General features: G+C 70.6%; 22 protein-coding genes. 19 read left to right on the forward strand and 3 right to left on the reverse strand.

Annotation, left to right across the window (positions count from 1 at the left end):
- The first annotated feature begins 44 nt into the window (after positions 1 to 44).
- The 6 genes from K8W59_RS01640 (at position 45) to K8W59_RS01665 (ending at position 8,013) form a co-directional block, all read left to right on the forward strand.
- The gene (locus K8W59_RS01640) at positions 45 to 182 is read left to right on the forward strand and encodes a hypothetical protein (protein WP_223397038.1); all 138 of its coding nucleotides are present in this window, start codon (positions 45 to 47) and stop codon (positions 180 to 182) included.
- A 68-nt stretch (positions 183 to 250) separates the two neighbouring features.
- Complete coding sequence (locus tag K8W59_RS01645) at positions 251 to 3,175, forward strand: helix-turn-helix transcriptional regulator (RefSeq protein ID WP_223397039.1); 2,925 nt, start codon at positions 251 to 253, stop codon at positions 3,173 to 3,175.
- Between the two features lie 100 nt (positions 3,176 to 3,275).
- Positions 3,276 to 4,193, forward strand: coding sequence for a helix-turn-helix domain-containing protein (locus K8W59_RS01650; protein WP_223397040.1), 918 nt, complete (start codon positions 3,276 to 3,278; stop codon positions 4,191 to 4,193).
- A 214-nt stretch (positions 4,194 to 4,407) separates the two neighbouring features.
- The gene (locus K8W59_RS01655; protein WP_223397041.1) at positions 4,408 to 4,797 is read left to right on the forward strand and encodes a hypothetical protein; all 390 of its coding nucleotides are present in this window, start codon (positions 4,408 to 4,410) and stop codon (positions 4,795 to 4,797) included.
- Positions 4,798 to 4,804: 7 nt separating this feature from the next.
- The gene (locus tag K8W59_RS01660; RefSeq protein ID WP_223397042.1) at positions 4,805 to 5,488 is read left to right on the forward strand and encodes an ABC transporter ATP-binding protein; all 684 of its coding nucleotides are present in this window, start codon (positions 4,805 to 4,807) and stop codon (positions 5,486 to 5,488) included.
- Between the two features lie 5 nt (positions 5,489 to 5,493).
- Positions 5,494 to 8,013: an ABC transporter permease family protein gene (locus tag K8W59_RS01665; RefSeq protein ID WP_223397043.1), complete on the forward strand. Its 2,520-nt coding sequence runs from the start codon at positions 5,494 to 5,496 to the stop codon at positions 8,011 to 8,013.
- A gap of 306 nt (positions 8,014 to 8,319) precedes the next feature.
- Here the strand turns inward: K8W59_RS01665 and K8W59_RS01670 are convergent, their stop codons facing one another.
- Positions 8,320 to 8,511 carry a hypothetical protein gene (locus tag K8W59_RS01670; RefSeq protein WP_223397044.1) on the reverse strand — a complete coding sequence of 64 codons (192 nt, stop codon included), beginning with the start codon at positions 8,509 to 8,511 and terminating at the stop codon, positions 8,320 to 8,322.
- A gap of 35 nt (positions 8,512 to 8,546) precedes the next feature.
- On the opposite strand from K8W59_RS01670, the gene K8W59_RS01675 reads away from it, so the two are divergent.
- Positions 8,547 to 9,179 carry an MBL fold metallo-hydrolase gene (locus K8W59_RS01675; RefSeq protein ID WP_223397045.1) on the forward strand — a complete coding sequence of 211 codons (633 nt, stop codon included), beginning with the start codon at positions 8,547 to 8,549 and terminating at the stop codon, positions 9,177 to 9,179.
- Positions 9,180 to 9,188: 9 nt separating this feature from the next.
- Here the strand turns inward: K8W59_RS01675 and K8W59_RS01680 are convergent, their stop codons facing one another.
- Both K8W59_RS01680 and K8W59_RS01685 read right to left on the reverse strand, forming a co-directional pair.
- Complete coding sequence (locus K8W59_RS01680) at positions 9,189 to 10,427, reverse strand: isochorismate synthase (RefSeq protein WP_223397046.1); 1,239 nt, start codon at positions 10,425 to 10,427, stop codon at positions 9,189 to 9,191.
- A gap of 54 nt (positions 10,428 to 10,481) precedes the next feature.
- A complete protein-coding gene (locus tag K8W59_RS01685; RefSeq protein ID WP_223397047.1) occupies positions 10,482 to 11,594 on the reverse strand; it encodes a L,D-transpeptidase family protein in 1,113 nt (370 codons plus the stop codon).
- Between the two features lie 110 nt (positions 11,595 to 11,704).
- On the opposite strand from K8W59_RS01685, the gene K8W59_RS01690 reads away from it, so the two are divergent.
- The 12 genes from K8W59_RS01690 (at position 11,705) to nuoK (ending at position 23,178) form a co-directional block, all read left to right on the forward strand.
- Positions 11,705 to 12,394 carry a demethylmenaquinone methyltransferase gene (locus K8W59_RS01690; protein WP_223397048.1) on the forward strand — a complete coding sequence of 230 codons (690 nt, stop codon included), beginning with the start codon at positions 11,705 to 11,707 and terminating at the stop codon, positions 12,392 to 12,394.
- A 134-nt stretch (positions 12,395 to 12,528) separates the two neighbouring features.
- Positions 12,529 to 12,888, forward strand: a complete 360-nt coding sequence (locus K8W59_RS01695; RefSeq protein WP_223397049.1) for an NADH-quinone oxidoreductase subunit A — start codon at positions 12,529 to 12,531, stop codon at positions 12,886 to 12,888.
- 21 nt (positions 12,889 to 12,909) lie between these two features.
- Positions 12,910 to 13,464, forward strand: a complete 555-nt coding sequence (locus K8W59_RS01700; RefSeq protein WP_223397050.1) for a NuoB/complex I 20 kDa subunit family protein — start codon at positions 12,910 to 12,912, stop codon at positions 13,462 to 13,464.
- Positions 13,461 to 14,207, forward strand: a complete 747-nt coding sequence (locus K8W59_RS01705) for an NADH-quinone oxidoreductase subunit C (RefSeq protein ID WP_223397051.1) — start codon at positions 13,461 to 13,463, stop codon at positions 14,205 to 14,207. Before K8W59_RS01700 ends, K8W59_RS01705 begins: the two co-directional genes overlap by 4 nt.
- Positions 14,207 to 15,565, forward strand: coding sequence for an NADH-quinone oxidoreductase subunit D (locus tag K8W59_RS01710; RefSeq protein WP_223397052.1), 1,359 nt, complete (start codon positions 14,207 to 14,209; stop codon positions 15,563 to 15,565). Before K8W59_RS01705 ends, K8W59_RS01710 begins: the two co-directional genes overlap by 1 nt.
- Positions 15,562 to 16,389, forward strand: coding sequence for an NADH-quinone oxidoreductase subunit NuoE (gene nuoE / locus K8W59_RS01715; protein ID WP_223397053.1), 828 nt, complete (start codon positions 15,562 to 15,564; stop codon positions 16,387 to 16,389). Before K8W59_RS01710 ends, nuoE begins: the two co-directional genes overlap by 4 nt.
- Positions 16,386 to 17,717 (forward strand): NADH-quinone oxidoreductase subunit NuoF, encoded by a 1,332-nt coding sequence (gene nuoF, locus K8W59_RS01720; protein WP_223397054.1) that lies wholly within the window; start codon positions 16,386 to 16,388, stop codon positions 17,715 to 17,717. Before nuoE ends, nuoF begins: the two co-directional genes overlap by 4 nt.
- Positions 17,714 to 20,155, forward strand: coding sequence for an NADH-quinone oxidoreductase subunit G (locus tag K8W59_RS01725; protein ID WP_223397055.1), 2,442 nt, complete (start codon positions 17,714 to 17,716; stop codon positions 20,153 to 20,155). The genes nuoF and K8W59_RS01725 overlap by 4 nt, the downstream gene beginning before the upstream one ends.
- Complete coding sequence (gene nuoH, locus K8W59_RS01730; RefSeq protein ID WP_449866980.1) at positions 20,152 to 21,525, forward strand: NADH-quinone oxidoreductase subunit NuoH; 1,374 nt, start codon at positions 20,152 to 20,154, stop codon at positions 21,523 to 21,525. The genes K8W59_RS01725 and nuoH overlap by 4 nt, the downstream gene beginning before the upstream one ends.
- Positions 21,525 to 22,085, forward strand: a complete 561-nt coding sequence (nuoI, locus tag K8W59_RS01735; protein WP_223397056.1) for an NADH-quinone oxidoreductase subunit NuoI — start codon at positions 21,525 to 21,527, stop codon at positions 22,083 to 22,085. The genes nuoH and nuoI overlap by 1 nt, the downstream gene beginning before the upstream one ends.
- Positions 22,082 to 22,888, forward strand: a complete 807-nt coding sequence (locus tag K8W59_RS01740; protein WP_223397057.1) for an NADH-quinone oxidoreductase subunit J — start codon at positions 22,082 to 22,084, stop codon at positions 22,886 to 22,888. The genes nuoI and K8W59_RS01740 overlap by 4 nt, the downstream gene beginning before the upstream one ends.
- The gene (gene nuoK, locus K8W59_RS01745; protein ID WP_223397058.1) at positions 22,885 to 23,178 is read left to right on the forward strand and encodes an NADH-quinone oxidoreductase subunit NuoK; all 294 of its coding nucleotides are present in this window, start codon (positions 22,885 to 22,887) and stop codon (positions 23,176 to 23,178) included. Before K8W59_RS01740 ends, nuoK begins: the two co-directional genes overlap by 4 nt.
- The last annotated feature ends 12 nt before the right edge of the window (positions 23,179 to 23,190 follow it).

Here is a 23,190-nt window from a genome sequence, read left to right on the forward strand (position 1 = left end):
ACCTGTCGGTCGACCAGCCGGGTCGGCCGGGAGGAGGCAGCGAGATGTTCCCCATCGACCAGTACGTCTTCGCCGAGGACGCCTACCGTCGCGAGCGGGCCCGGGAGAGCTGGCGGGCGGTGCGGCCCCGCCGGCACCGTCGGACCCGCCGGCCCGGTGGCCCCACCCGTCCGCCGCGGTGACCGCGCGACACGCGGCCCCGGGCGGAACCGGGATGCCCCTGTCGGCGGTTCCGGACACAATGAGCGATGTGCCGTCCCTGCGGGCCCCCGAGCTGATCGGGCGCGACGCCGAGCTGGAGGAGCTGGTCTCCCTGCTCGGCGTCCGCGCGCCGGTGGAGACGCCGAGCGCGCTCGCCCTGCTGCTGTCAGGGGACGCGGGCGTGGGCAAGACCAGGCTGCTGACCGAGCTCCGCGACGTGGCGGCCACCGAGGGGTGGCGGGTTGTGGCCGGCCACTGCCTGGACCTCGCCGAGAGCGGGCTGCCCTTCCTGCCGTTCACCGAGATCCTGGGCCGGCTCGCCGACGAGGACCCGGCCACGGTCGCCGCGGTCACCGAGCAGCATCCTGCGCTGGCCCGGCTCCAGCCCGGGCGCCGGCTGCGCAGCCCCGACGAGCCCGACCCCGACCCGGCGACGCCGCTGGACCGGGCCGGCGTGGTGGCCGCCGTCCGCGACCTGATCGACGCCGCCGCCCGATCAATGCCGCTGCTCGTCGTCATCGAGGACGCCCATTGGGCCGACGAGTCCACCCGCGACCTGCTCTCGCTGCTGTTCTCCCAGCCGGGCGCCGCGCCGGTCCGGATCGTCGTCTCCTACCGCTCCGACGACCTGCACCGCCGTCACCCCCTCCGGCGGCACCTGGCGGAGTGGGGTCGACTGCGCGGCGTCCAGCGGCTGGCGTTGGAGCCGCTGGACGACCCGGCCACGCGCCGGCTGATCAAGGCGCTGCGGCCGGGCACGCTCGCCGAGGCCGACTTCACCTCGATCCTGGACCGGGCCGACGGCAACCCGTTCTTCGTCGAGGAGCTGGTCGGCGCCTCGTGGGGCGGGCCGCTGCCGGCCGAGCTGGCCGACGTACTCCTCCTCCGGCTCGACGGGCTCGACGAGTCCGCGCTGCGGGTGGTCCGGCTCGCGAGCGTCGCCGGACGGCGGGTGTCGCACGCGCTGCTCTCCGCGGTGAGCGACCTCGACGGGGACCGGTTGGAGGCGGCGCTGCGGCAGGCCGTCGAGTCGAACGTGCTGGTCGCCGGACGGGACGCGTCCTTCCAGTTCCGCCACGCGCTGCTCGCCGAGGCGGTGTACGACGACCTGCTGCCCGGCGAGCGCGCCCGGCTGCACCGCGCCTTCACCGACGCCCTGACCGAGCAGGCACTCGGGACCTCCGCCGAGCTGGCGCAGCACGCCCGCCGGGCCGGGGAGCCCGCGATCGCGCTCGCGGCGTCGGTGGACGCAGCGCGGGAGGCGATGGCGGTGGGCGGCGCGGCCGAGGCGGCGGCGCACTATCTCGAGGCGCTCAACCTGATGGGCAGCGTGGCCACCCTGCCCGACGGGATCGACGAGACGACGCTGGTGCGCAGTACCGCGGAGGCGTTCATGGCCTCGGGTCGGGTGGCGCGGGCGATCAAGGTGCTGCGCACGCACCTGGCCTGGATCGGGCCGGACGCGCCGGCACAGGATCGCGGTCAGCTGCTGACGGCGGTCGCCGACGCGCTGCTCCACATCGATGCCGACGAGTCGCCGCGGGCCGTGGCCGAGGAGGCGGTGGCCCTGCTGCGCGACGGGCCGGCCCCGCTGCTGGCCGCCGCGCTGTCGGTGCAGGCGCGGGCGATCGGCTCCTGGCACCCCGAGGAGCTGCGCGCCACGGCGGGCGAGGCGATGGAGCTGGCCGATCGGCACGGTCTCACCGGGATCAAGGTCGACCTGGAGACGACGCTCGCCGGGCTCGACGCAGCCGGTGGCGGCTCGGGGGACGCGTGGCGCGACGCCGCGGAGTCCGCGCGGGCCGCCGGGCTGATCGACGCCGAGCTGCGGGCGATGTATCTCCACGCGCGCCGGTTGCACGATCGGGGCGACCCGGCCGCGGCGGAGTCCTATCGCGCCCTCATCCGGCGGGCCGAGGAGAACGGCCGCCCGTGGTCGCCGTACCCCGGCGAGGCGCGGCCGATGCTGGCGATGCTCATGATCCGCGACGGCGACCCGGACGCGGCCTGGCGGTTGATGGACGTGACCGGGCAGGAGCCGCCGGCCGTCTTCGAGTGGCTCTACTTCGCCCTGCAGATGTTCATCAGGTTCGGCATCCGCGCTCACGGCGAGTGCCACGCGGTGTTCGAGCACCTGCGTGAGCACTGGCATCGGGACGGCCAGATCGCCCTGCTCGGCGGCTCGGCCGAGCTGCTGCGCGCGGAGGCGGCCGCCGACCCCGCGACGGCCTCCCGGGTCTACGCCGAGATGGTGGCCGCGCTCGGGCCCGTGTGGGGTGAGTGGTTCCAGGCCCGGCTGCGGTTGTCGACGTACGTCGTGGCCGCCCACGCCGCCGCCGCGCCGACCCGCACCGTCGAGGAGCGGGAGGCGGACGCCGAGTCGGTCGCGCGACTGATGGGCGACGGGCAGCTGGTGATCGAGGGGATCGCGCAGTACCCGCCCGGGCACGGTCCGGAGTACCACGCCTGGGTCGCCCGGCGCTCGGCCGAGCACCTGCGCTGGCGGTGGCTGGCGCAGATCGGGCCGCCGTCGGCCGACGAGCTGGTCGAGGGCTGGCGGGAGGCCGAGCGCGCGTTCGTCGAGTACGGCGAGGTCTTCGAGCTCGCCCGCACCCGGGTCCGGCTGGCCGCCGCTCTGCGGGCGGCGGGCGACCGGGCGGGCGCGCGGGAGGCGAGCGATCTGGCCCGGGAGGCTGCGCAGTCCGTGGGCGCCCGGCCGGTGCTCGACGAGCTCGCCGCCGACGGGCCCGCTTCCCCTCCGGACCGCGAGCCCCGCTCCGAGCTCGCCCTCACCCCGCGGGAGTCGGAGATCCTCGCCCTGGTCGAGCAGGGCCGCAGCAACGGGGAGATCGGGCGACAGCTCTTCATCGCCACCAAGACCGTCTCGGTGCACGTCTCCAACATCCTCGGCAAGCTCGGTGCCTCCTCCCGTACCGAGGCCGCCGCCCTCGCCCGCCGCCGCGGCCTCCTCTGACGGCCCGAGTCGGCGCCAGTTGACCGCGAGTCGGCGCTTGCTGACCGCGTGGCAACGGCGATCAAGCCCCGCACGCGCAGGATGCGCCACGATGGGCGCCATGACCGCCGACACCTTCCACCGGTTCGTCGACACCCTCACCGAGGCGCTCGACGACCCGGAGCTGATGGGGGCGTCCGGTGCCGTCTGGGCCGAGCGGCTGCACTTCTCGCGATTCCACCTGGACCGGCTCATCAGCGCGACGGCCGGCGAGTCCCCCGCGGCCCTGCGCCGTCGCATCCTGCTCGAGCGGGCGGCGTACCGCATGCTCGCCACCACCGCCCCGCTGATCGACATCGCGGTCGAGGCGGGCTACGGCTCGCACGAGGCATTCACCCGCGCCTTCGCCAAGGCGTACGGCGTCCCACCGGCCACCTGGCGCAAGCGACCCGGCCAGCTCCGGCTCGAGGCGCCGAGCGGGGTCCACTTCCACCCACCCGGCGGCCTCCGGCTGCCCGCACGAGACAAGGTCACCGCCGTGGAGCTCCTGACCCGCATGGTCGAACACCACATCTGGCTCACCGGCGAGATGGTCACCACCGCCGCTCGGCTCACCGACGAGCAGCTGGACCAGCCGATCGTCCTGGACGTCGACGACGACCCGCAGACCATCCGCAGCCTGCTCTCCCGCCTGGTCGGGCAGATGGGCATGTGGAACGCCGCGATGGCCGATCGGGACTACGACTGGTCGGTCGAGGAGCATGAGTCGCTCAGCTCGATGCGCCGCCGACTGGCCGAGGAGGGCCCGACGTACCTCAGCCATGTCCGGACCGTGGTCGACGACGGTCGGTTGGACGACACGTTCGTGGACGCGCTGTGCGAGCCCGCGGAGGTCTTCACCTACGGCGGGATGATCGCCCACGTGCTCACCTTCGCCGCCCACCGGCGCACCCTGGTCGCGCTCGCGCTGGGGCACCACGGGATCGACGACCTGGGCTGGGGCGACCCGATGCTCTGGGTGGCGCAACCTGACAGGTGAGTCAACCAGCGCCGACTCGGGGTGAAGTAGCGCCGGGTGGGCGTTGACAAGCGCCGACTCACGAGTCGATATCGCGAGTGATGTCGTCGGGCGAGCCGGGGACCCCCAGTTCCGAGGCAACGGCCCAGCGCGTCCAAGTGAATTTTCTCATTGACAGCGGGCCCTTGCGGGTGTTGTCTAAAAGTACATGCCATGATAGTGGAGGGATTTGGACATGATGACATTGAAGAGAGAGAGAGTTAGCGCGAAGTTGGTGGTGGTCGCCTTGACGGTGAGCGGTGGTCTCATCTCGGGCGGTAGCGCTGTGGCCCACGACATCGACAACTGTGGCCAAGAGGCGACGTGCATCTGGGCCTACAACAACTACCAGAACCGAGTGGCCCAGAAGGGTGAGGGAGATGGTGCCTTCCGGTATGTAGGGGACGCGGCCAACAACCGGAACAGTTCGTGGGCGAACAACTCGGAGAACATGAACTCGTGCGGGGCGGACTACCTGGCTGGTGACGGTGATCGGCAGACGTGGGCGATCGATGGGCACGACCCCGATCAGGCTCCGTGGAACGACAACGAGGTATCGAGTTGGCGCACTCAGTACGGATGCTGAGTGTCCTGTGACCGTTCTCCTGGAGGCGCGCGGACTCGCCAAGTCCTATACGACGCCTGCTGAGATTGTTCGGGCCGTTGATGGCGTATGGCTGGCAGTGTCGCAGGGCGAGTTCGTGTGCCTGTACGGAGCAAGTGGATCCGGGAAGTCGACGCTCTTGCATCTACTTGCCGGGCTGATCGGTGCAGATCACGGCACCGTGGTGGTGGACGGGGCTGTTCTGAAGGCCGGTGATGTGCGTGCAGCAGCGGAGCTGAGGAGAACCACGATGGGTGTCGTGTACCAGGACGACAATCTGCTCCCCGAATTGACGGCTTGGGAGAACGTGGCGCTGCCTCTGCAGATTCGGGGCCGTCGGATTTCGGAGTCGAAACTGGAAGCCGAGGGAGCCCTCGCGCTGGTGGGGCTGGATGGGCTGGGGGGCCGCAAGCCCCAACAACTGTCGGGCGGCCAGCGTCAGCGAGTAGGTATCGCGCGGGCCCTGATCGGCGGTCGTCGGATTCTCTTGGCCGATGAGCCAACTGGCAGCCTGGACTCCAGAACCTCACGGGCGCTCTTCGAACTCCTCGCTGAGCTAGCAGCCGCTGGGCATGCTGTCGTGGTGACCTCGCACGATCCGCACTGCCGCAGGTACGCCTCCCGGTCGGTTGAGATGATCGATGGTCGTGTGAGCGCCGCGGTCGATGGTTGAGTCTGATGAGACCGCTGTCTGTCTTGCGTCTAGCCGCCAGCCTGTCGAGGGATGCTCGCAAATGGTGGGCGGCGGCGGTGTTCGGGGTAGCCATGATGGCTGTAACGACTACGTACCTCGTCTTCCAAAGTCTGGTGGTGTCCGATCAGCAACTGCTGGACCGGGACCTGGGCAGGTACTCTGCGGTAGTCGGCTTTGGTACGACGCCCGTCCCACCCGGCGCGGACTGGACCGCGCCGATGGTGAGGGCCTTGCAATCCCGGGGATTCACGAACAGCTTCGTGTCGCTGTCCATCATTGATGTGGCGGCTGGCCCAGTGAGAGAGGGCGACTGGAGGCGAGAGCCCTTTCCGAGACGTTACATGCTGCGGCACGGGCGATGGCCAGAGCGGCCAGGCGAGGTCGTTGTCGCCAGCCGGAGGCCCGACGCCGATCTCGTGCTGGGGCGACGGCTGGATCTGATGAGCGGCCGGTTGCGGTTGGTTGTGGTAGGTGGTGCGGTCGACCGTTTCGGCGGAAATCGGACCAGCTACCTGGTGGGAGACGGCACCTGGGCATCGGTTCCCCCTTCCACCGCGGTCAAGTTCCCCCAGGTGACGGCCAATCCCATGGTGTACTGGGACGGGACTCGTCAACGGATCATGGTGAAGGCATTCATCGCTGGTCATCCCGGGTCTGGGCAATTGCGTCCTGAGATTGTGCGCGGTTCCGTGGTTCCTGCGGCGCTGCTGCTCGAGCAGAATGCTGGCGCCTCTGCGGACCAGAACAATGTTCTTGCCTACGTGGTCCCCTCCTTCGCGGTGCCAGCGATTGCTGGCCTCCTGTGGCTGGGGCTTCTCCACCGCGGCCTGCTCGGCCATCGGCGCCAACTGGTCGAACAAGGGATGGGCACCTCGCTGGCTGTTGTCGTGCCTGCGTTAGCTGCGCTCGTTCCTCTTCTCTGCGCTCTGGCCGCCGGTGCTGCACTGGGTTTCGCGCTGTCGGCAGGTCTGCGTCCGGTGTTGGCGTCGTGGCACTCCGAACCCCTGTCACCCCTGGCATTGCCATGGGATCCACTCGTCCGGGGCGGGACAGTGCTTGTGGTGGTTGTGCTGGTTGTCGTGATCTTGTTGCGATCGCACGGACGTCAAGGCCGGCGGCGCCGTGGTCAGGCCAAGCTGCAGGACGGCGAGCACTCGTGCTCACACCGTGGTCGTGAGTTTCGGCGCTGGGTGGCGGTTGTGGCATTCGCCTGTGTGGTCGGTACTGCGCCGGTAGCGACATCGGTACCAGGCGCGATGTGGCTTGCCGTCGCGTGCGTTCTGCTGGGAGCGGCCCTAGCGCCGGACATCCTGACGGCTGTTATCCGGGTTCTGCCAGGCGACGGATTCCGTCTCCGCATGGCAACACGCAGCCTGCAGTCCTCACAGCCCTCGGCGGTCGGGGTGAGCTTGGTCGCAGCCAGCGTTGGTGCCGCGATCACCTTCACGGTCCTCCTCAGCAGCATGATCACCACCATGGACGGCCGTCAAACGCCCGACGTACTCCCTGGACAGGTCATCGTCAATGCTCGAGAAGGGGTCGTGCACTCCCCCGCCGACCCAGAGGCACTTCGCACCGTTCAGGCGCTCGCTGCCACCGATCGCGGGGCTGCCGTCCAACTACGGTTCACCAACTCTCCCGATCCGAACGACCTGAAGAGGACCGTGTCTGTGCTCGGTGCCGAGGAGGAGCCGATCATGGCGGTGGACTCTATCGCTCAGGCCAGGGCCCTCCTCGGCTCTCGATGGGAGGGCCGGTTCGCCAGTGTTCTCCGCTCCGGTGGAATGGTGAGGTGGTTCAACGGTGAAGAAGGTGAAGAGGTAGCGATGGGTGGCGACCGGGTGACCCTCGCCTATGCCGCCGGGAACCGAGAGCCCCTAGCGAAACTCGATTCCTTCAACACAGTGTGGCCCCGCGTCAACTGGGCACGAGGGGTCGCTGGCCTGGCATTGACCTCGACGCTGCGGAAGAAGGGCATTTCTGTGCGGGATGGCGAGTTGATCTTCACCGGGGCACCGGATTCGCTGGCAACGGAGATGAAGACGGCGCTTGCACGAGAGGGTCTGGACCAGGATCTCGTGGTTGGATACGTCGAACCACCGCCTGCGATCCCTCCGGTCGGGTTGGCGATCACAGGGATCTTCCTCACCACCATCGCCCTGCTGATGATCACCGTGAGCACGGCAGGTCGAGTCGCCGAGCTGCGGCCCACCCTCGGGGTGTTGCTCGCGAATGGGGTACCTCCGAACTGGATCAGGCAAGTTCTGCTGTTGCAGGAGACCATCGTGCTCGCCGTCGGAACCGCAATCGGTGTCGTCTTTGGGTCGCTCCCCATTGTTGCGTCCTTGCCACGGTTCAGTGGTTTCTGGGTCATCTCGTTGCCCTGGGCTCAAATGGCGTCCCTCGTGTTCGCCTGCATTCTCGGCTGCGGGGCAGCAGCGCTGGTGGCTGCCTATCGCCTCCGTCCCACGACGAGCGGTCGATCAACCGAGGCACAGATATGAGGAGTATGTGCGACCCGCTCAGTTCCCGGGCGTGAACGCGGTCGGGATTTCCAGTGCGCCGGTGTTGCCGCTGCCCCGGCAGCCAGCGGTCCTCCTGCTGTGCGCTCGCACCAGCGCGGAGGCCAGGTCGTCGCCGGGGCTGGCGGTCCGCTCGGCGACCACCTGGTCGACTCACCCGTCCAGCCCGGCCTCGATCCACAGGATCCGGGCGCCGTAGGGCTCGGCGAACTCGGCGATGAAGTCGCACTCCCCGCGCTCGGCGAAGCCGTCCACCAACTCGGCGAACCGGCCGGCGGTGATGCCGTTCTACTCCGGCCAGCGCGCGTTCCCCTGCTGGAAGCGCCGGTCCTTCAGCAGCGCCGCGCCCTCCTCGTATCCCAGCACCGCCCAGCCGTAGTTGGTCTCCACCCACCACCGCTCGTCCCGGGTCCGGTGCACCGTCTCGGAGGTGACGTCGAAGGTCGGGTCCCCGAGGTTGAAGTACGTCGTCGCGGCCATGCTCCATCGTGCCCGACGGCGCTACCGTGGCGAGCATGAGGCTCACCAAGTTCGGCCATGCCTGCATCCGGATCGAGCACGAGGGGACTGTGCTCGTCGTCGACCCCGGCGTCTTCACCGAGCCCGAGGCGATCGACGGCGCGACCGCCGTGCTCCTCACCCACGAGCACCCCGACCACACCCACCCCGACCATCTGCGCCGCTCCGACGCCCCGGTCTTCACCATCGACGCCGTGGCGCGGAAGCTCGCCGACGAGGCGCCGGACGTCGCGGAGCGTACGACGACCGTGGCGCCGGGCGAGCAGTTCGACGCCGGCCTGCCGGTGCGTGCCGTCGGCGAGCTGCACGCGGTGATCCACCCGGAGATCCCGCGGGTGACCAACTCCGGCTACCTGATCGAGGCGGGCGATACCCGGGTCTTCCACCCCGGCGACGCCCTCACCGGCCCCGACGAGCAGGTGGACCTGCTGTGCTGCGTGGTCAGCGCCCCGTGGGCGCGCGCCTCGGAGCTGGTCGACTTCGCCAGGGCAGTGGGCGCCCCGCGGAACCTGGCGATCCACGACAAGGTCTACTCGGAGGCCGGGTTAGGGATCGTCGACGGGCACATGGAGCTGCTGCTCGGTGAGGGGCAGACCTACACCCGCCTCGCTGACGGCACCGACCTCTGACCGGCGCCGTCAGTCCGCGGCGAGGGAGTCTCGCACGGGGACGAGCTTGGCCTGCGACTCCGCGAGCTCGGCCTCGGGGTCGGAGTCGCCGACGATGCCGCAGCCGGCGAAGAGCCGGACCGTGCTGCCGGAGACGTAGGCCGAGCGCAGGGCGATGCCCCACTCGCCGTCGCCGGAGGCGTCCATCCAGCCGACCGGGCCGGCGTACCGCATCCGGTCCATCCCCTCGATCTCCGCGATCAGGTCCGTCGCGACCGAGGTGGGGGTGCCGCCGACGGCGGCAGACGGGTGCAGCGCCTCGGCCAGCTTGAGCGAGGAGACGGTGGCGGCGTCGTGCACCACGCCCGCGACGTCGGTGGCCAGGTGCATGACATTGGGCAGGTGCAGCACGAACGGCGCCTCGGGGAGGTTCATCGAGGAGCAGTGCGGGTCGAGTGCGTCGGCGACGGAGCGTACGGCGTACTCGTGCTCCTCCAGGTCCTTCGACGACCGCGCGAGCGCGGCGGCCAGCGCCAGGTCGTGCGTGTCGTCGCCGGTGCGCCGGATCGTCCCGGCGAGCACCCGCGAGGTCACCAGCCCGCGCTCGCGGCGCACCAGCATCTCCGGCGTCGCGCCGAAGAGCCCGTCGACGTGGAAGGTCCAGCACATGGGGTACTGCTGGGCCAGCCGGCGCAGCGGCCACCGCACGTCGACCGGCGCGGAGGCGGTGGCGACCAGGTCCCGGGCCAGCACGACCTTCTCCAGGTCGCCGGCCTCGATCCGCGAGACCGCGTGCGCGACGACCGACATCCAGTGCTCGCCGTCCAGGGCGCCGTCGGCGAAGGCGACGTCGGCCGGCGGAGCGGCCGGGGAGGCGGAGAGCTCGGGGGCGGGCACGCCGACGGTGGTCAGCCAGGTGCGATCGCCGCGCCGCCCCACGACCACCTGCGGCACGCTCAGCACCGAGTCGCCCGGCTCGTCGGCGAAGGCGAAGGAGCCGAAGCAGACCAGCCCGGAGCCGGGCTCGGCGACCTCGTCGTGGACCTCGGCGCGCGCCACGGTCTCGGCCCACCACTTGTCGGCGTCGGAGAAGCGGGTGACGCCGCCGGTGCGGACCTGCGCGGCGACGCCCCAGCCCACCAGGCCCTCGTCGCGGCGCAGCCAGGAGAACGGCTCGGCGTCGGCCGGGAGGAGGTCGGCGAGGACGTCGACGCCGGGGACCTCGACGGTCCGGACGACGAGCGGTCCTGCGGTCACGGCCTCGGTCACGCAGAAGAGAGTACGCCGCCGGGCGGCCGCACCCCTCACCCCGTGGTCGAGATCTCAGCTCCAGTAGACGACGACCTTGTCGCCGATCTCCACCTGGCTGAAGAGCCACTCGATGCCGTCCCAGTCGCGGATGTTCACGCACCCGTGGGAGGCGCCGTTGTATCCGTTGGCGGCGAAGTCGGAGCTGTAGTGCACCGCCTGGCCGCCGTCGAAGAACATCGCGAACGGCATCTCCGAGCCGTAGAGCGTGGAGGTCCACTGCCGGTGCATCCGGTAGACCGCGAACTGGCCCTCGCGGGTCGGGGTGTTGTTCACCGTCGAGCCGAAGCGGGCGTCCATGGTCAGCTTCACCTCGCCGTCGACCACCCAGCGCAGCGAGTTGGTGGACTTGTCGATGCAGATCGCCCGGCCGGTGGTGCAGCGCGGGTCCAGCCCGGCGGTCGTGCCGCCGTCGGCGACCTTCGGCTCGATGTTGTACTTCTCCTGGCGCGTGGGCGTCGAGGTCATCTCGGCGAGCCGGTCCCAGGTGCGCTGGTCGACCTCGCCGGTGACCGGGATCTCCCGCTTCTTCTGGAAGCCCTTCACCGCGGCCACGGTGTCGTCGTCGTAGGTGCCGGAGACGTCGCCGAAGAGCCACTCGATCTGCTTCAGTCGCGCCTGCAGGTCGCGGACCTCGTCCCCGCTGGCGCCGGCCGCGTAGATCGCCGGGCCCGGGTGCAGGATGTTGAACATCTGGTCGTGGGTCGGCTGCTCGGTCATCTTCCGCAGCCGGTCCCACGTGACCCGGTCGACGACGCCGGTGGCCTCGATCCCGCGCTTGTCCTGGAAGCCGCGGACCGCGTCGACCGTCGCCGCGTCGTAGGTGCCGGTGGTCAGCTCGGGCCACCAGGCCAGCTGGAAGAGCCGGTACTGCAGCTCGCGGACGATCTTGCCCCGGTCGCCCTGCTCGATCCGGAAGGCCTCCTCCAGCGGCGCGGGCGCCGGAGCGACGCTCGGCGCGTCGATCGCCTCGGCCGGTGACGAGGACTCCGGCGAGCGCGTGGGCTCGGCCGCGACCGCGGTCGAGCGCTGGTCCAGCTGGTGCACGACCAGACCGGCCGCGAACGCCGTACCGACCAGGACGGCGGCCACCAGCAGCGTCGTCAGCGCGGCGCGCAGGGTCCTCATGGGGAAGCTCCTCACGGGTGGTGCGGGGGAGGACGAACCTCCAGTGTCACTGGTGCAGACGCGGATCCCGCGCATTTGGTTGCAGCCCGCGACGTCTAGGCTCGGTCGACGTGGCCCGTGCACAGCTGGACAAGCAGCCCTCCGACGTCCGCCGGATGTTCGACACCGTCGCCGGGCGCTACGACCTGACCAACGACGCGATGACCGCCGGGATCCACCGCACCTGGCGCCGCGCCATGGTGCGCGCGGTCGACCCGCAGCCGGGGGAGCGGGTGCTCGACCTGGCCGCCGGCACCGGCTTCTCCACCGTCCCCTTCGAGGAGTACGGCGCCTCCGCCGTCGCCTGCGACTTCTCCCTCGGCATGCTGCAGCAGGGGCACCGGGACCGGCCGCGGCTCCGCTTCGTCGCCGGCGACGGGACCCGCCTCCCGTTCCGCGACGACACCTTCGACGCGGTGACCATCAGCTACGGCCTGCGCAACATCGTCGACCCGCTCGCCGGCCTGCGCGAGATGCTCCGGGTGACCCGCCCCGGCGGCCGGCTGGTGGTGTGCGAGTTCAGCCACCCGACCAACCGGGTCGCCCGCACCGTCTACCTCGAGGCGATCATGCGGGCGCTGCCCGCGATCGCGCAGCGGGTCTCCAGCGCCCCGGACGCCTACGTCTACCTCGCCGAGTCGATCCGGGCATGGCCCGACCAGGCCGGCCTGGCCGCGCTGATCGCCGAGGCGGGGTGGCGGAGTCCGGAGTGGCGGGACCTCACCGGCGGCATCGCCGCGCTGCACCGGGCCCGGGCGTGACGCCTCGGAGGGATCGCCCTAGACTGTGGCCCGCGCTACTTCGTGAAGGACTTCACAAGGTCACAACTGTGATGTAGGTCGCGCTGGCGGACCCGGTGCGAACACCGGAGCGCACAGCGGAGGGAAGGACAAGGATGGAGCTCTACACACCGGTCCTGGTGTTGGCCCTCATCGCGGCCGGGTTCGCGGTCTTCTCCGTCGGTGTGAGCGCCCTGACCGGGCCCAAGCGATACAACCGGGCCAAGCTGGACTCCTACGAGTGCGGCATCGAGCCCACCCCGCAGCCGATGGGCGGCGGCCGCTTCCCGGTGAAGTACTACACGGTCGCGATGACCTTCATCATCTTCGACGTCGAGATCATCTTCCTCTACCCGTGGGCCGTCTACTTCGACCAGCTCGGCTGGTTCGGTCTCGTCGCCGTCGTCCTGTTCCTGGTCAACATCACCATCGCCTACGTCTATGAGTGGCGTCGCGGCGGACTCGACTGGGACTGAGTAGGGAAAGGGAGAGATCGGATGGGTCTGGAGGAGAAGCTCCCCAGCGGAGTCCTGCTCACCACCGTCGAGGGGGTGGCGGGCTACATGCGCAAGGCGTCCCTGTGGCCGGCGACCTTCGGCCTGGCCTGCTGCGCCATCGAGATGATGGCCGTCGGCGGCCCCCGCTTCGACCTCGCCCGCTTCGGCATGGAGGTCTTCCGCGCCAGCCCGCGGCAGGCCGACCTGATGATCGTCGCCGGCCGGGTCAGCAACAAGATGGCTCCGGTGCTGCGGCAGATCTACGACCAGATGGCCGAGCCCAAGTGGGTGCTCGCCATGGGCGTGTGCGCCAGCTCCGGCGGCATGTTCAACAACTACGCGATCGTCCAGGGCGTCGACCACGTCGTGCCCGTCGACATGTACCTCCCCGGCTGCCCGCCGCGGCCGGAGATGCTGATGGACGCGATCCTCAAGCTGCACGACGAGATCCAGCACACCAAGCTCGGCGCGCACCGGGTCGCGGAGATCGAGCAGCAGGAGAGCGACGCGCTCCGCGCCCTGCCGACCTCGGAGCTGAAGGGGCTCATGCGGTGAGTGAGGACAAGCCCGAGCGGGATCGCCGTACTGCCGGCGGCGAGCACCAGGACCCGTCCAAGGACGTGCTGCCCGGCGGCAGCCACGAGGAGCGCGCGGTCGGCGTGCGCCGCGGCATGTTCGGCGCCAAGGGCTCCGGAGACACCAGCGGGTACGGCGGCCTGGTCGCCCCCATCGTCTATCCCGGCGCCGCCGAGCGCCCCTTCGGCGGCTGGTTCGACGAGGTCGCCGACGCCCTGCAGGCGCGGCTGAGCGCGACCGACCTGGACGCTGCGATCGAGCGGGTGGTGATCCACCGCGGCGAGATCACCTTCCACATCCGGCGCCAGGACCTGCCCTTCGTCGCCCAGATGCTGCGCGACGACGAGCGGCTGCGCTTCGAGTTCCTCTCCGGCGTCAGCGGCGTGAACTACCCCGACGACGCGGGCCGGGAGCTGCACGCGGTCTACCACCTGCTCTCGATGACCCACAACCGCCGGATCCGGGTCGAGGTCGCCTGCCCCGACGCCGACCCGCACATCCCCTCGGTGGTGAGCATCTACCCCACCGCCGACTGGCACGAGCGCGAGACCTGGGACATGTTCGGCATCGTCTTCGACGGCCACCCGGCGCTGACCCGGATCCTGATGCCGGACGACTGGCCCGGCCACCCGCAGCGCAAGGACTACCCCCTCGGCGGCATCCCCGTCGAGTACAAGGGTGGCACCATCGCGCCGCCCGACGAGCGGAGGTCGTACAGCTGATGACGTCCACGAACGCACCCGGCGAGCAGCAGGACCTGTACGCCGACCCCAACGAGACCAGCGAGGGCCGGGTCTTCACCGTCACCGGCCAGGACTGGGACGCGATCAGCGAGTCCCTCGGCGACGCCGCCGAGGAGCGGGTGGTCGTCAACATGGGCCCGCAGCACCCCTCCACCCACGGCGTGCTGCGGCTGATCCTCGAGCTGGAGGGCGAGACGGTCACCGAGGCCCGCTGCGGCATCGGCTACCTGCACACCGGCATCGAGAAGAACATGGAGTTCCGCACCTGGACCCAGGGCGTGACCTTCTGCACCCGGATGGACTACCTCGCGCCGCTGTTCAACGAGACCGCCTACGTGCTGGGCGTCGAGCGGCTCCTGGACATCGAGGACGACGTCCCGGAGAAGGCCCAGGTCATGCGGGTGCTGCTCATGGAGCTCAACCGCATCTCCTCCCACCTGGTCGCCATCGCCACCGGCGGCATGGAGTTGGGCGCCACCACGATCATGACCAACGGGTTCCGCGACCGCGAGGGCGTGCTGAACCTCTTCGAGCTGATCACCGGCCTGCGGATGAACCACGCGTTCATCCGGCCTGGCGGCGTCGCCCAGGACCTGCCCCCGGGCGCGCTGGATGAGATCCGCGACTTCGTGAAGCTGATGAAGAAGCGGTTCCCCGAGTTCGCCAAGCTGTGCAACGCCAACCCGGTCTTCAAGGGCCGGCTGGAGGGCGTGGGCCACCTCGACCTCGCCGGCTGCCTGGCGCTCGGCGCCTCCGGGCCGGTGCTGCGCGCAACGGGCTACCCCTGGGACATGCGCAAGACCCAGCCCTACTGCGGCTATGAGGACTACGAGTTCGACGTGGTCACCTGGGACACCAGCGACTCCTACGGTCGCTTCCGGGTCCGCCTCGCCGAGCTGTGGGAGTCGCTGCGGATCGTCGAGCAGTGCGCGGACCGACTGGGCGGCCTGGAGGGCGCGCCGGTGATGGTCGCCGACAAGAAGATCGCCTGGCCCAGCCAGCTCGCGGTCGGCTCCGACGGCATGGGCAACAGCCTGGACCACATCAAGCACATCATGGGCGAGTCCATGGAGGCGCTGATCCACCACTTCAAGCTGGTGACCGAGGGCTTCCGGGTCCCGCCGGGCCAGGCCTACGCCGCGGTGGAGTCGCCGCGCGGCGAGCTCGCGGCGCACGTCGTCTCCGACGGCGGCACCCGCCCCTTCCGGGCGCACTTCCGCGACCCGTCCTTCACCAACCTGCAGTCGACCAGCGTGATGAGCGAGGGCGGAATGGTCGCCGACGTGATCGTGGCGATCGCCTCGATCGACCCGGTGATGGGGGGCGTGGACCGATGACCGAGCCGTTCACCGAGAACGAGGCCCCGATGGACGAGCAGACGATGGCCGAGCTGCGCGAGATCGCCGCCCGCTATCCCGAGAAGCGCTCGGGTCTGCTGCCGATGCTGCACCTCGTGCAGTCCGTCGAGGGCCGGATCACCCCAGAGGGGATCGAGGCCTGCGCCCGGCTGCTCGACCTGTCCGCGGCCGAGGTCAGCGGCGTCGCGACCTTCTACACGATGTACAAGCGCAAGCCGGTCGGCGACTACCACGTCGGCGTCTGCACGAACACGCTCTGCGCGGTCATGGGCGGCGACGAGATCTTCGCCTCGCTGCAGGACCACCTCGGGATCGGCAACGACGAGACCACCGAGGACGGGAAGATCACGCTGGAGCACCTGGAGTGCAACGCCGCGTGCGACTACGCCCCGGTGATGATGGTCAACTGGGAGTTCATGGACAACCAGACGCCCACGAGTGCCCGCCAGGTCGTCGACGACCTGCGCGCGGGCCGCGAGGTGCGCTCCACGCGCGGGCCGCGGATCTGCACCTGGAAGCAGGCCTCGCGGGTGCTGGCCGGCTACGACGACGGGCTGGCGAACGAGGGCCCGTCGGCCGGACCGGCCTCCCTCCTGGGGCTGGAGATCGCCCGCGAGCACGGCTGGTCGGCGTACGACGGAGACGAGCGAGACGGCGCCGCGGACGGCCGCGAGGCCGAGGCGAGCACGGCGCCGGGGAGCGCCGAGGCAAGGCGCACGACCGACGAGTCGCAGGTGGCGGCCTCCGAGGCCGAGACCGTGCACGAGGACAACCCCACGACCAAGCCGGGTGATGCCAAGTGACCGACACCCTGACCCCCGTCCTCACCGACAACTGGGGCACCGAGCGCAGCTGGACCATCGCGGCCTACGAGGAGCGCGGCGGCTACCGCTCGCTCGACGCGGCGTTCGCGATGGCGCCCGACGACCTGGTCACCATGGTCAAGGACTCCGGGCTCCGCGGCCGCGGCGGCGCGGGCTTCCCCACCGGCATGAAGTGGGGCTTCCTGCCGCCGATGGACGAGAAGAACCCCAAGCCGCGCTACCTCGTGGTCAACGCCGACGAGTCCGAGCCGGGCACCTGCAAGGACATCCCGCTGATGATGGCCAACCCGCACGTGCTGGTGGAGGGCGTCATCGCCAGCTCGTACGCCATCAAGGCCAACCACGCCTTCATCTACATCCGCGGCGAGGTGCTGCACGTGATCCGCCGGGTCCGCCAGGCGGTCGCGGAGGCCTACGCCGCCGGCCACCTCGGCAAGGACATCCACGGCTCGGGCTTCGACCTCGACGTGATCGTGCACGCCGGTGCCGGTGCCTACATCTGCGGCGAGGAGACCGCGCTGCTGGAGGGCCTGGAGGGCCGCCGCGGCCAGCCGCGACTGCGTCCGCCGTTCCCCGCCGTGGCCGGCCTCTACGCCAGCCCCACGGTGATCAACAACGTGGAGTCCATCGCCAGCGTGCCGGGGATCGTCACGAACGGCGCCGGCTGGTTCTCCTCGATGGGCACCGAGAAGTCCAAGGGCCACGGCATCTTCAGCCTGTCCGGCCACGTCGCCAACCCCGGCCAGTTCGAGGCGCCGCTCGGCATCACGCTGCGCGAGCTGATCGACCTCGCCGGCGGCATGCGTGAGGGCCACGAGCTGAAGTTCTGGACCCCCGGCGGCTCCTCGACCCCGATCCTGACCACCGAGCACCTCGACATCCCGCTGGACTTCGAGGGCGTCGCGGCCGCCGGGTCGATGCTCGGCACCCGGGCCCTGCAGATCTTCGACGAGACCACCTGCGTGGTCCGGGCGACGCTGCGCTGGATCGAGTTCTACAAGCACGAGTCCTGCGGCAAGTGCACGCCGTGCCGCGAGGGCACCTGGTGGCTGGTGCAGGTCCTGGCCAAGCTGGAGAGGGGCGAGATCAGCCCCGAGGACGGCAACGCCACCCTGGACCAGCTGCTCGACCAGTGCGACAACATCTTCGGCCGCTCCTTCTGCGCGCTCGCCGACGGCGCGGTGTCGCCGGTGATGAGCTCGATCCAGTACTTCCGCGACGAGTTCATCGCGCACCTGCAGAACGGCGGCTGCCCCTTCGACCCGTCCGCGTCCACTCTCTTCGCCACTGCGGGAGCCCACGCATGACCACCACCCCGGAGAAGAAGGCCGACCAGGCGCCGCAGCGCGACGACCAGGTCACCTTGACCATCGACGGCGTCTCGGTCACCGTGCCCAAGGGCACGCTGGTCATCCGGGCCGCCGAGCAGGTCGGGATCCAGATCCCCCGCTTCTGCGACCACCCGCTCCTGGAGCCGGTCGGCGCCTGCCGCCAGTGCCTGGTCGAGGTCGCGATGCCCGGACCCGACGGCTCGCTGCGCCAGATGCAGGGCCCGCCGGGCCGGATGAAGCCGCAGGCCTCCTGCACGCTCGCGGTCGCCGACGGGATGCAGGTCAACACCCAGGTCACCTCCGAGGGCGCGAAGAAGGCGCAGGAGGGGGTGATGGAGCAGCTGCTGATCAACCACCCGCTGGACTGCCCCGTCTGCGACAAGGGCGGCGAGTGCCCCCTGCAGAACCAGGCGATGTCCAACGGCCGCGGCGAGTCCCGCTTCGCCGAGGACGGCGGCATCAAGCGCACCTTCCCCAAGCCGATCAGCATCTCCCCGATCGTGCTGCTGGACCGGGAGCGGTGCGTGCTGTGCGCCCGCTGCACCCGCTTCTCCGAGCAGGTCGCCGGCGACCCGTTCATCGCGCTGCTCGAGCGTGGCGCGCTGCAGCAGGTCGGCATCTACGAGCGCGAGCCGTTCGAGTCCTACTTCTCCGGCAACACCATCCAGATCTGCCCGGTCGGCGCGCTGACCAGCGCCGACTACCGCTTCCGCTCCCGGCCTTTCGACCTGGTCTCCACGCCGTCGGTGGCCGAGCACGACGCCTGCGGCTCCGCGATCCGGGTCGACCACCGGCGCGGCAAGGTGATGCGCCGCCTCTCCGGCAACGACCCGGCGGTCAACGAGGAGTGGATCACCGACAAGGACCGCTTCGCCTTCACCTACGCCCGCGGCGAGGACCGCCTGCGCTATCCCCAGGTGCGTGACGAGGACGGCTCGCTGCGTCCTGCGTCGTGGCCCGAGGCGTTCACCGTCGCGGCCCGCGGACTGGCCGCGGCCGGCCCGACCGGCGTGCTCACCGGAGGCCGGCTGACCGCCGAGGACGCCTACGCCTACGCGAAGTTCGCCCGGGTCGCGCTGGACACCAACGACATCGACTTCCGCGCCCGCCCGCACACCACGGAGGAGGCCGAGTTCCTCGCCTCCCTCGTCGCCCTGGACACCTCGGTGTCCTACGACGACCTGGAGCGGGCGTCCGCGGTCGCGATCCTCGGGCTGGAGCCGGAGGACGAGGCCGGTGCGATCTTCCTGCGGCTGCGCAAGGCGTTCCGCAAGAAGGGCACCCGGATCGTCGCGGTCGCGCCGTACGCCACCAAGGGCCTGACCAAGATGGGCGGCCGGCTGGTGCCGGCCGCGCCCGGCGACGAGCCGTCCGCGATCCACGACCTCAAGGACGACGGCGAGCTGGCGCTCGACGGCGGCGGGGTGATCCTCGTCGGCGAGCGTCTGGCGCTGGTGCCCGGCGGCCTCGCCGCGGCGGTCGGGCTGGCCCGCACCACCGGGGCGCGCCTAGCCTGGGTGCCGCGCCGTGCCGGCGACCGCGGCGCGGTCGAGGCGGGGTGCCTGCCCGGCCTGCTTCCCGGTGGCCGGCCCACGACCGACGCCGCAGCACGGGTCGACGTCGCGACGGCCTGGGGCCGTCCGTCGGTCCCCGAGGCGCCCGGACGCGACGGCGACGGCATCGTCGACGGGCTGCTCTCCGGCGCCCTGCACGGCCTGGTGATCGGCGGCGTCGAGATCGACGACACGGCCGACCCGGCCGCCACCCGCGCCGCGATCGAGGCGGCCGACTTCGTGGTGGCCCTGGACCTGCGCGAGACCGAGGTGACCCGCGCCGCCGACGTGGTGTTCCCGGTCGCCCCGGTGACCGACAAGGCCGGCACGTTCGTCAACTGGGAGGGTCGTCCGCGGCCCTTCGAGGCGGTCTTCACCGTGCCGGGGAGCCTGCCCGACCTGCGGGTGCTCTCCGGGGTCGCCGAGGAGATGGGCCGCCCGCTGGGCTTCCGCACCGTGGAGGAGGTGCGCCGCGAGATGGACCAGCTCGGTCCTTGGGACGGCGCCCGCCCCGCCTTCGAGGGCACGCCCGCGCCCGCGGCCGTCGCCGACGAGGGCGGCTTCGCCCTCGTCACCTGGAAGCAGATGCTCGACCAGGGCCGGATGCAGGACGGCCAGGCCGAGCTGCGCGCCAGCGAGCGCCTGCCGGTCGCCCGCATCAGCCCGTCGGCGTACGCCGCGCTGGGCTCGCCCGAGCGGGTCACGGTCGAGGGCGACCGCGGCCGGGCCACGCTGCCCGTCGTGGTCACCGAGATGCCCGACGGCGTCGTGTGGGTGCCGCAGAACTCGTTCGGCTCCGGCGTGCTCGCCGGGCTGGCCTCGCCCGGGAGCCGGGTCGCCGTGAAGGGAGCGGAGCTGTGATCTCGACAGGCTCGATCACCGGGATGGGTGACTCGATCACCGGACTGATGCTGCCGCTGGCCGCCGCCGACGGCGGGGAGCGGCTGGCGGACTTCGGGCAGGACCCGTGGTGGGTGGTGCTGGTCAAGGCGCTGCTGATCTTCGTGATCCTGGTGCTGGCCACGCTGTTCAACATCTGGTTCCTCCGGCGCGTGATGGGCCGGATGCAGCACCGGATCGGCCCGAACGTGAACGGCCCGGCCGGCCTGCTGCAGACGCTGGCCGACGGCGTGAAGCTGGCGCTGAAGGAGGACCTCAACGTCAAGGCGGCCGACAAGGTCGTCTTCTTCCTCGCGCCGGTGCTGATGGTGATCCCCGCGTTCGTGACGTGGTCGGTGATCCCGTTCGGCCCGGTGGTGAACTTCTTCGGCGTCCAGACGCCGCTGCAGCTGACCGACATGCCGGTGGGCGTGCTGTTCGTGCTCGCCATCGCCTCGATCAGCGTCTACGGCCTGGTGCTCGGCGGCTGGTCCTCGGGGTCGACGTACTCCCTGCTCGGCGGCATCCGCTCCAGTGCCCAGATGATCTCCTACGAGGTCCCGATGGGGCTCTCGCTGGTGGCGGTGTTCCTCTACGCCGGGTCGATGTCGACCTCGGAGATCGTCGCGGCGCAGAGCGACCTGTGGTTCGCCATCGCCCTGCTGCCCTCGTTCCTGATCTTCTTCATCTCGGTGGTGGGCGAGACCAACAACATCCCCTTCGACCTCCCCGAGGCCGAGGGCGAGCTGGTCGGCGGCTACATGACCGAGTACTCCAGCCTGAAGTTCGCGCTGTTCTTCCTGGCCGAGTTCATCAACAAGGTCACCGCCGCCGCCCTGATCGTGACCCTGTTCCTCGGCGGCTGGCGCGCGCCGTGGCCGATCAGCCTGTGGGAGGGCGCCAACCAGGGCTACTGGCCGGTGCTGTGGTTCTTCGCGAAGGTCTACCTCTTCGTGTTCATCTTCGCCTGGCTGATGGGCACCCTGCCGCGGACCCGATACGACCAGCTGATGGACTTCGGCTGGAAGTTCCTCATCCCGGTCTCCCTGGTCTGGATCGTCGCGGTCGCCACCGTCCGGGCGGTGCGGCTCGACGAGAGCGTCGACACCGGCACCTTGATGATCGGCCTGGCCGCGGTGTTCGTGGTCCTGATCGGCGGGCTGTTCCTCTACGACCTGGTCTCCGGCCGCCGCAAGAGCGAGGCGGAGGCGGAGGAAGAGAAGGAAACCGCGGCGACCGACGCGTTCGCCGGCGGCTTCCCCGTTCCGCCGATGCCGCAGGGCGGCGCCGTGCAGGGCCGGGCCGCCCCCCTGACCTTCAGCTCCAGCACCCGTCCGGCCGAGGAGATGTGATGGCCGATTCCTATGACGAGTACATGAACCCCAAGCCGCGCTTCTGGGACCCGGTCGCCGGCTTCGGGGTCACCTTCCGGCGGATGTTCACCAAGGTGGTGACCGAGCAGTACCCGTTCGAGAAGCTGCCCACCGCCCCGCGCTTCCACGGTCGGCACCAGCTCAACCGCTGGCCCGACGGCCTGGAGAAGTGCGTGGGCTGCGAGCTGTGCGCGTGGGCCTGCCCGGCCGACGCGATCTACGTCGAGGGCGCCTCGAACACCGACGAGGAGCGCTACAGCCCCGGCGAGCGCTACGGCCGCGTCTACCAGATCAACTACCTGCGCTGCATCCTGTGCGGGCTGTGCATCGAGGCGTGCCCGACGCGGGCGCTCACCATGACCAACGAGTACGAGCTGGCCGACAACAATCGCGCGGACCTCATCTATGAGAAGTCCGAGCTGCTGGCGCCGCTGCTGCCCGGCATGGAGCAGCCGCCGCACCCGATGCGGCTGGGCCAGGACGAGGGCGACTACTACCGCCGTACCTACTCCCACACCCCCACGGAGGCCGGCGAATGAGCGCGTTCTGGATCCTGGCGCCGGTGATGGTGGTCGCGGCGCTCGGCCTGCTCTTCGTGCGCAAGGCCGTGCACGCGGCCCTGCTGCTGGCCGTGGTGATGCTCAGCCTCGCGGTCCTCTACGCCACGCTGGAGGCGCCGTTCCTCTTCGCGGTGCAGATCATCGTCTACACCGGCGCGATCCTGATGCTGTTCCTGTTCGTGCTGATGCTGGTCGGCGTGGACGCCTCGGACTCCACGGTGGAGACGATCAAGGGCCAGCGGGTCCTGTCGACGCTGCTCGGGCTCGCGCTCGCCGCGGTGCTCGTCGTCGCGGTGAGCCAGGTGACCCTGGGCGCCGCGGTGGGGCTGGCCGAGGTCAACCGCGGCGGCAGCGTCGAGGCGCTGGCCGACATCATGTTCAGCAAGTACGTCTTCATCTTCGAGGTCACCGCGGCGCTGCTCATCACCGCCGCGATGGGCGCGATGGTGCTCGCCCACCGCGAGCGGCTCACCCCGCGGGTGGGTCAGGCCGAGATGGCCGCGCAGCGGATGCGCGACTACGCCGAGACCGGCAAGCACCTGGGCCCGCTGCCCGCCCCGGGCGTCTACGCCCGGCACAACGCGGTGGACACCCCGGCGCTGCTGCCCGACGGCTCGGCCTCGCAGGCCTCGGTCAACCGGGTGCTGGCCGCGCGCGGCACGGTGCGCTCCGCCCCGGCGTACGCCGACGACATCGAGGAGGTGCGCCGTCAGCTCGGCACCTCCCGCAGGGACGTCGACGACACCGGCGCCACCGACACCGAGGGAGGGGAGGCCCGATGACCGAGTACGTCGTGCTCTCCGCGATCCTGTTCACGATCGGCGCGGTCGGGGTGCTCACCCGACGCAACGCCATCGTGGTGTTCATGTGCGTCGAGCTGATGCTGAACGCCTGCAACCTGGCGCTGGTGACCTTCGCGCGCCAGCACGGCAACCTCGACGGGCAGATCGCCGCCTTCTTCGTGATGGTGGTCGCCGCCGCCGAGGTCGTGATCGGCCTGGCGATCATCATGACCATCTTCCGGACCCGACGCTCGGCCTCGGTCGACGACGCGAGCCTGCTGAAGTACTGAGAGGCCCCACGT

Source organism: Nocardioides rotundus, assembly GCF_019931675.1.
Classification (GTDB): domain Bacteria; phylum Actinomycetota; class Actinomycetes; order Propionibacteriales; family Nocardioidaceae; genus Nocardioides; species Nocardioides rotundus.

Excerpts from the sequence above, each read along its gene's own strand:
- K8W59_RS01640 (WP_223397038.1), top strand. The coding sequence starts at position 45 with ATGTTCCCCATCGACCAGTACGTCTTCGCCGAGGACGCCTACCGTCGC.
- K8W59_RS01650 (WP_223397040.1), top strand. The coding sequence starts at position 3,276 with ATGACCGCCGACACCTTCCACCGGTTCGTCGACACCCTCACCGAGGCG.
- K8W59_RS01655 (WP_223397041.1), top strand. The coding sequence starts at position 4,408 with ATGATGACATTGAAGAGAGAGAGAGTTAGCGCGAAGTTGGTGGTGGTC.
- K8W59_RS01665 (WP_223397043.1), top strand. The coding sequence starts at position 5,494 with ATGAGACCGCTGTCTGTCTTGCGTCTAGCCGCCAGCCTGTCGAGGGAT.
- K8W59_RS01670 (WP_223397044.1), bottom strand. The coding sequence starts at position 8,511 with ATGGCCGCGACGACGTACTTCAACCTCGGGGACCCGACCTTCGACGTC.
- K8W59_RS01675 (WP_223397045.1), top strand. The coding sequence starts at position 8,547 with ATGAGGCTCACCAAGTTCGGCCATGCCTGCATCCGGATCGAGCACGAG.
- K8W59_RS01685 (WP_223397047.1), bottom strand. The coding sequence starts at position 11,594 with ATGAGGACCCTGCGCGCCGCGCTGACGACGCTGCTGGTGGCCGCCGTC.
- K8W59_RS01695 (WP_223397049.1), top strand. The coding sequence starts at position 12,529 with ATGGAGCTCTACACACCGGTCCTGGTGTTGGCCCTCATCGCGGCCGGG.
- K8W59_RS01700 (WP_223397050.1), top strand. The coding sequence starts at position 12,910 with ATGGGTCTGGAGGAGAAGCTCCCCAGCGGAGTCCTGCTCACCACCGTC.
- K8W59_RS01710 (WP_223397052.1), top strand. The coding sequence starts at position 14,207 with ATGACGTCCACGAACGCACCCGGCGAGCAGCAGGACCTGTACGCCGAC.
- nuoE (WP_223397053.1), top strand. The coding sequence starts at position 15,562 with ATGACCGAGCCGTTCACCGAGAACGAGGCCCCGATGGACGAGCAGACG.
- K8W59_RS01725 (WP_223397055.1), top strand. The coding sequence starts at position 17,714 with ATGACCACCACCCCGGAGAAGAAGGCCGACCAGGCGCCGCAGCGCGAC.
- nuoI (WP_223397056.1), top strand. The coding sequence starts at position 21,525 with ATGGCCGATTCCTATGACGAGTACATGAACCCCAAGCCGCGCTTCTGG.
- K8W59_RS01740 (WP_223397057.1), top strand. The coding sequence starts at position 22,082 with ATGAGCGCGTTCTGGATCCTGGCGCCGGTGATGGTGGTCGCGGCGCTC.
- nuoK (WP_223397058.1), top strand. The coding sequence starts at position 22,885 with ATGACCGAGTACGTCGTGCTCTCCGCGATCCTGTTCACGATCGGCGCG.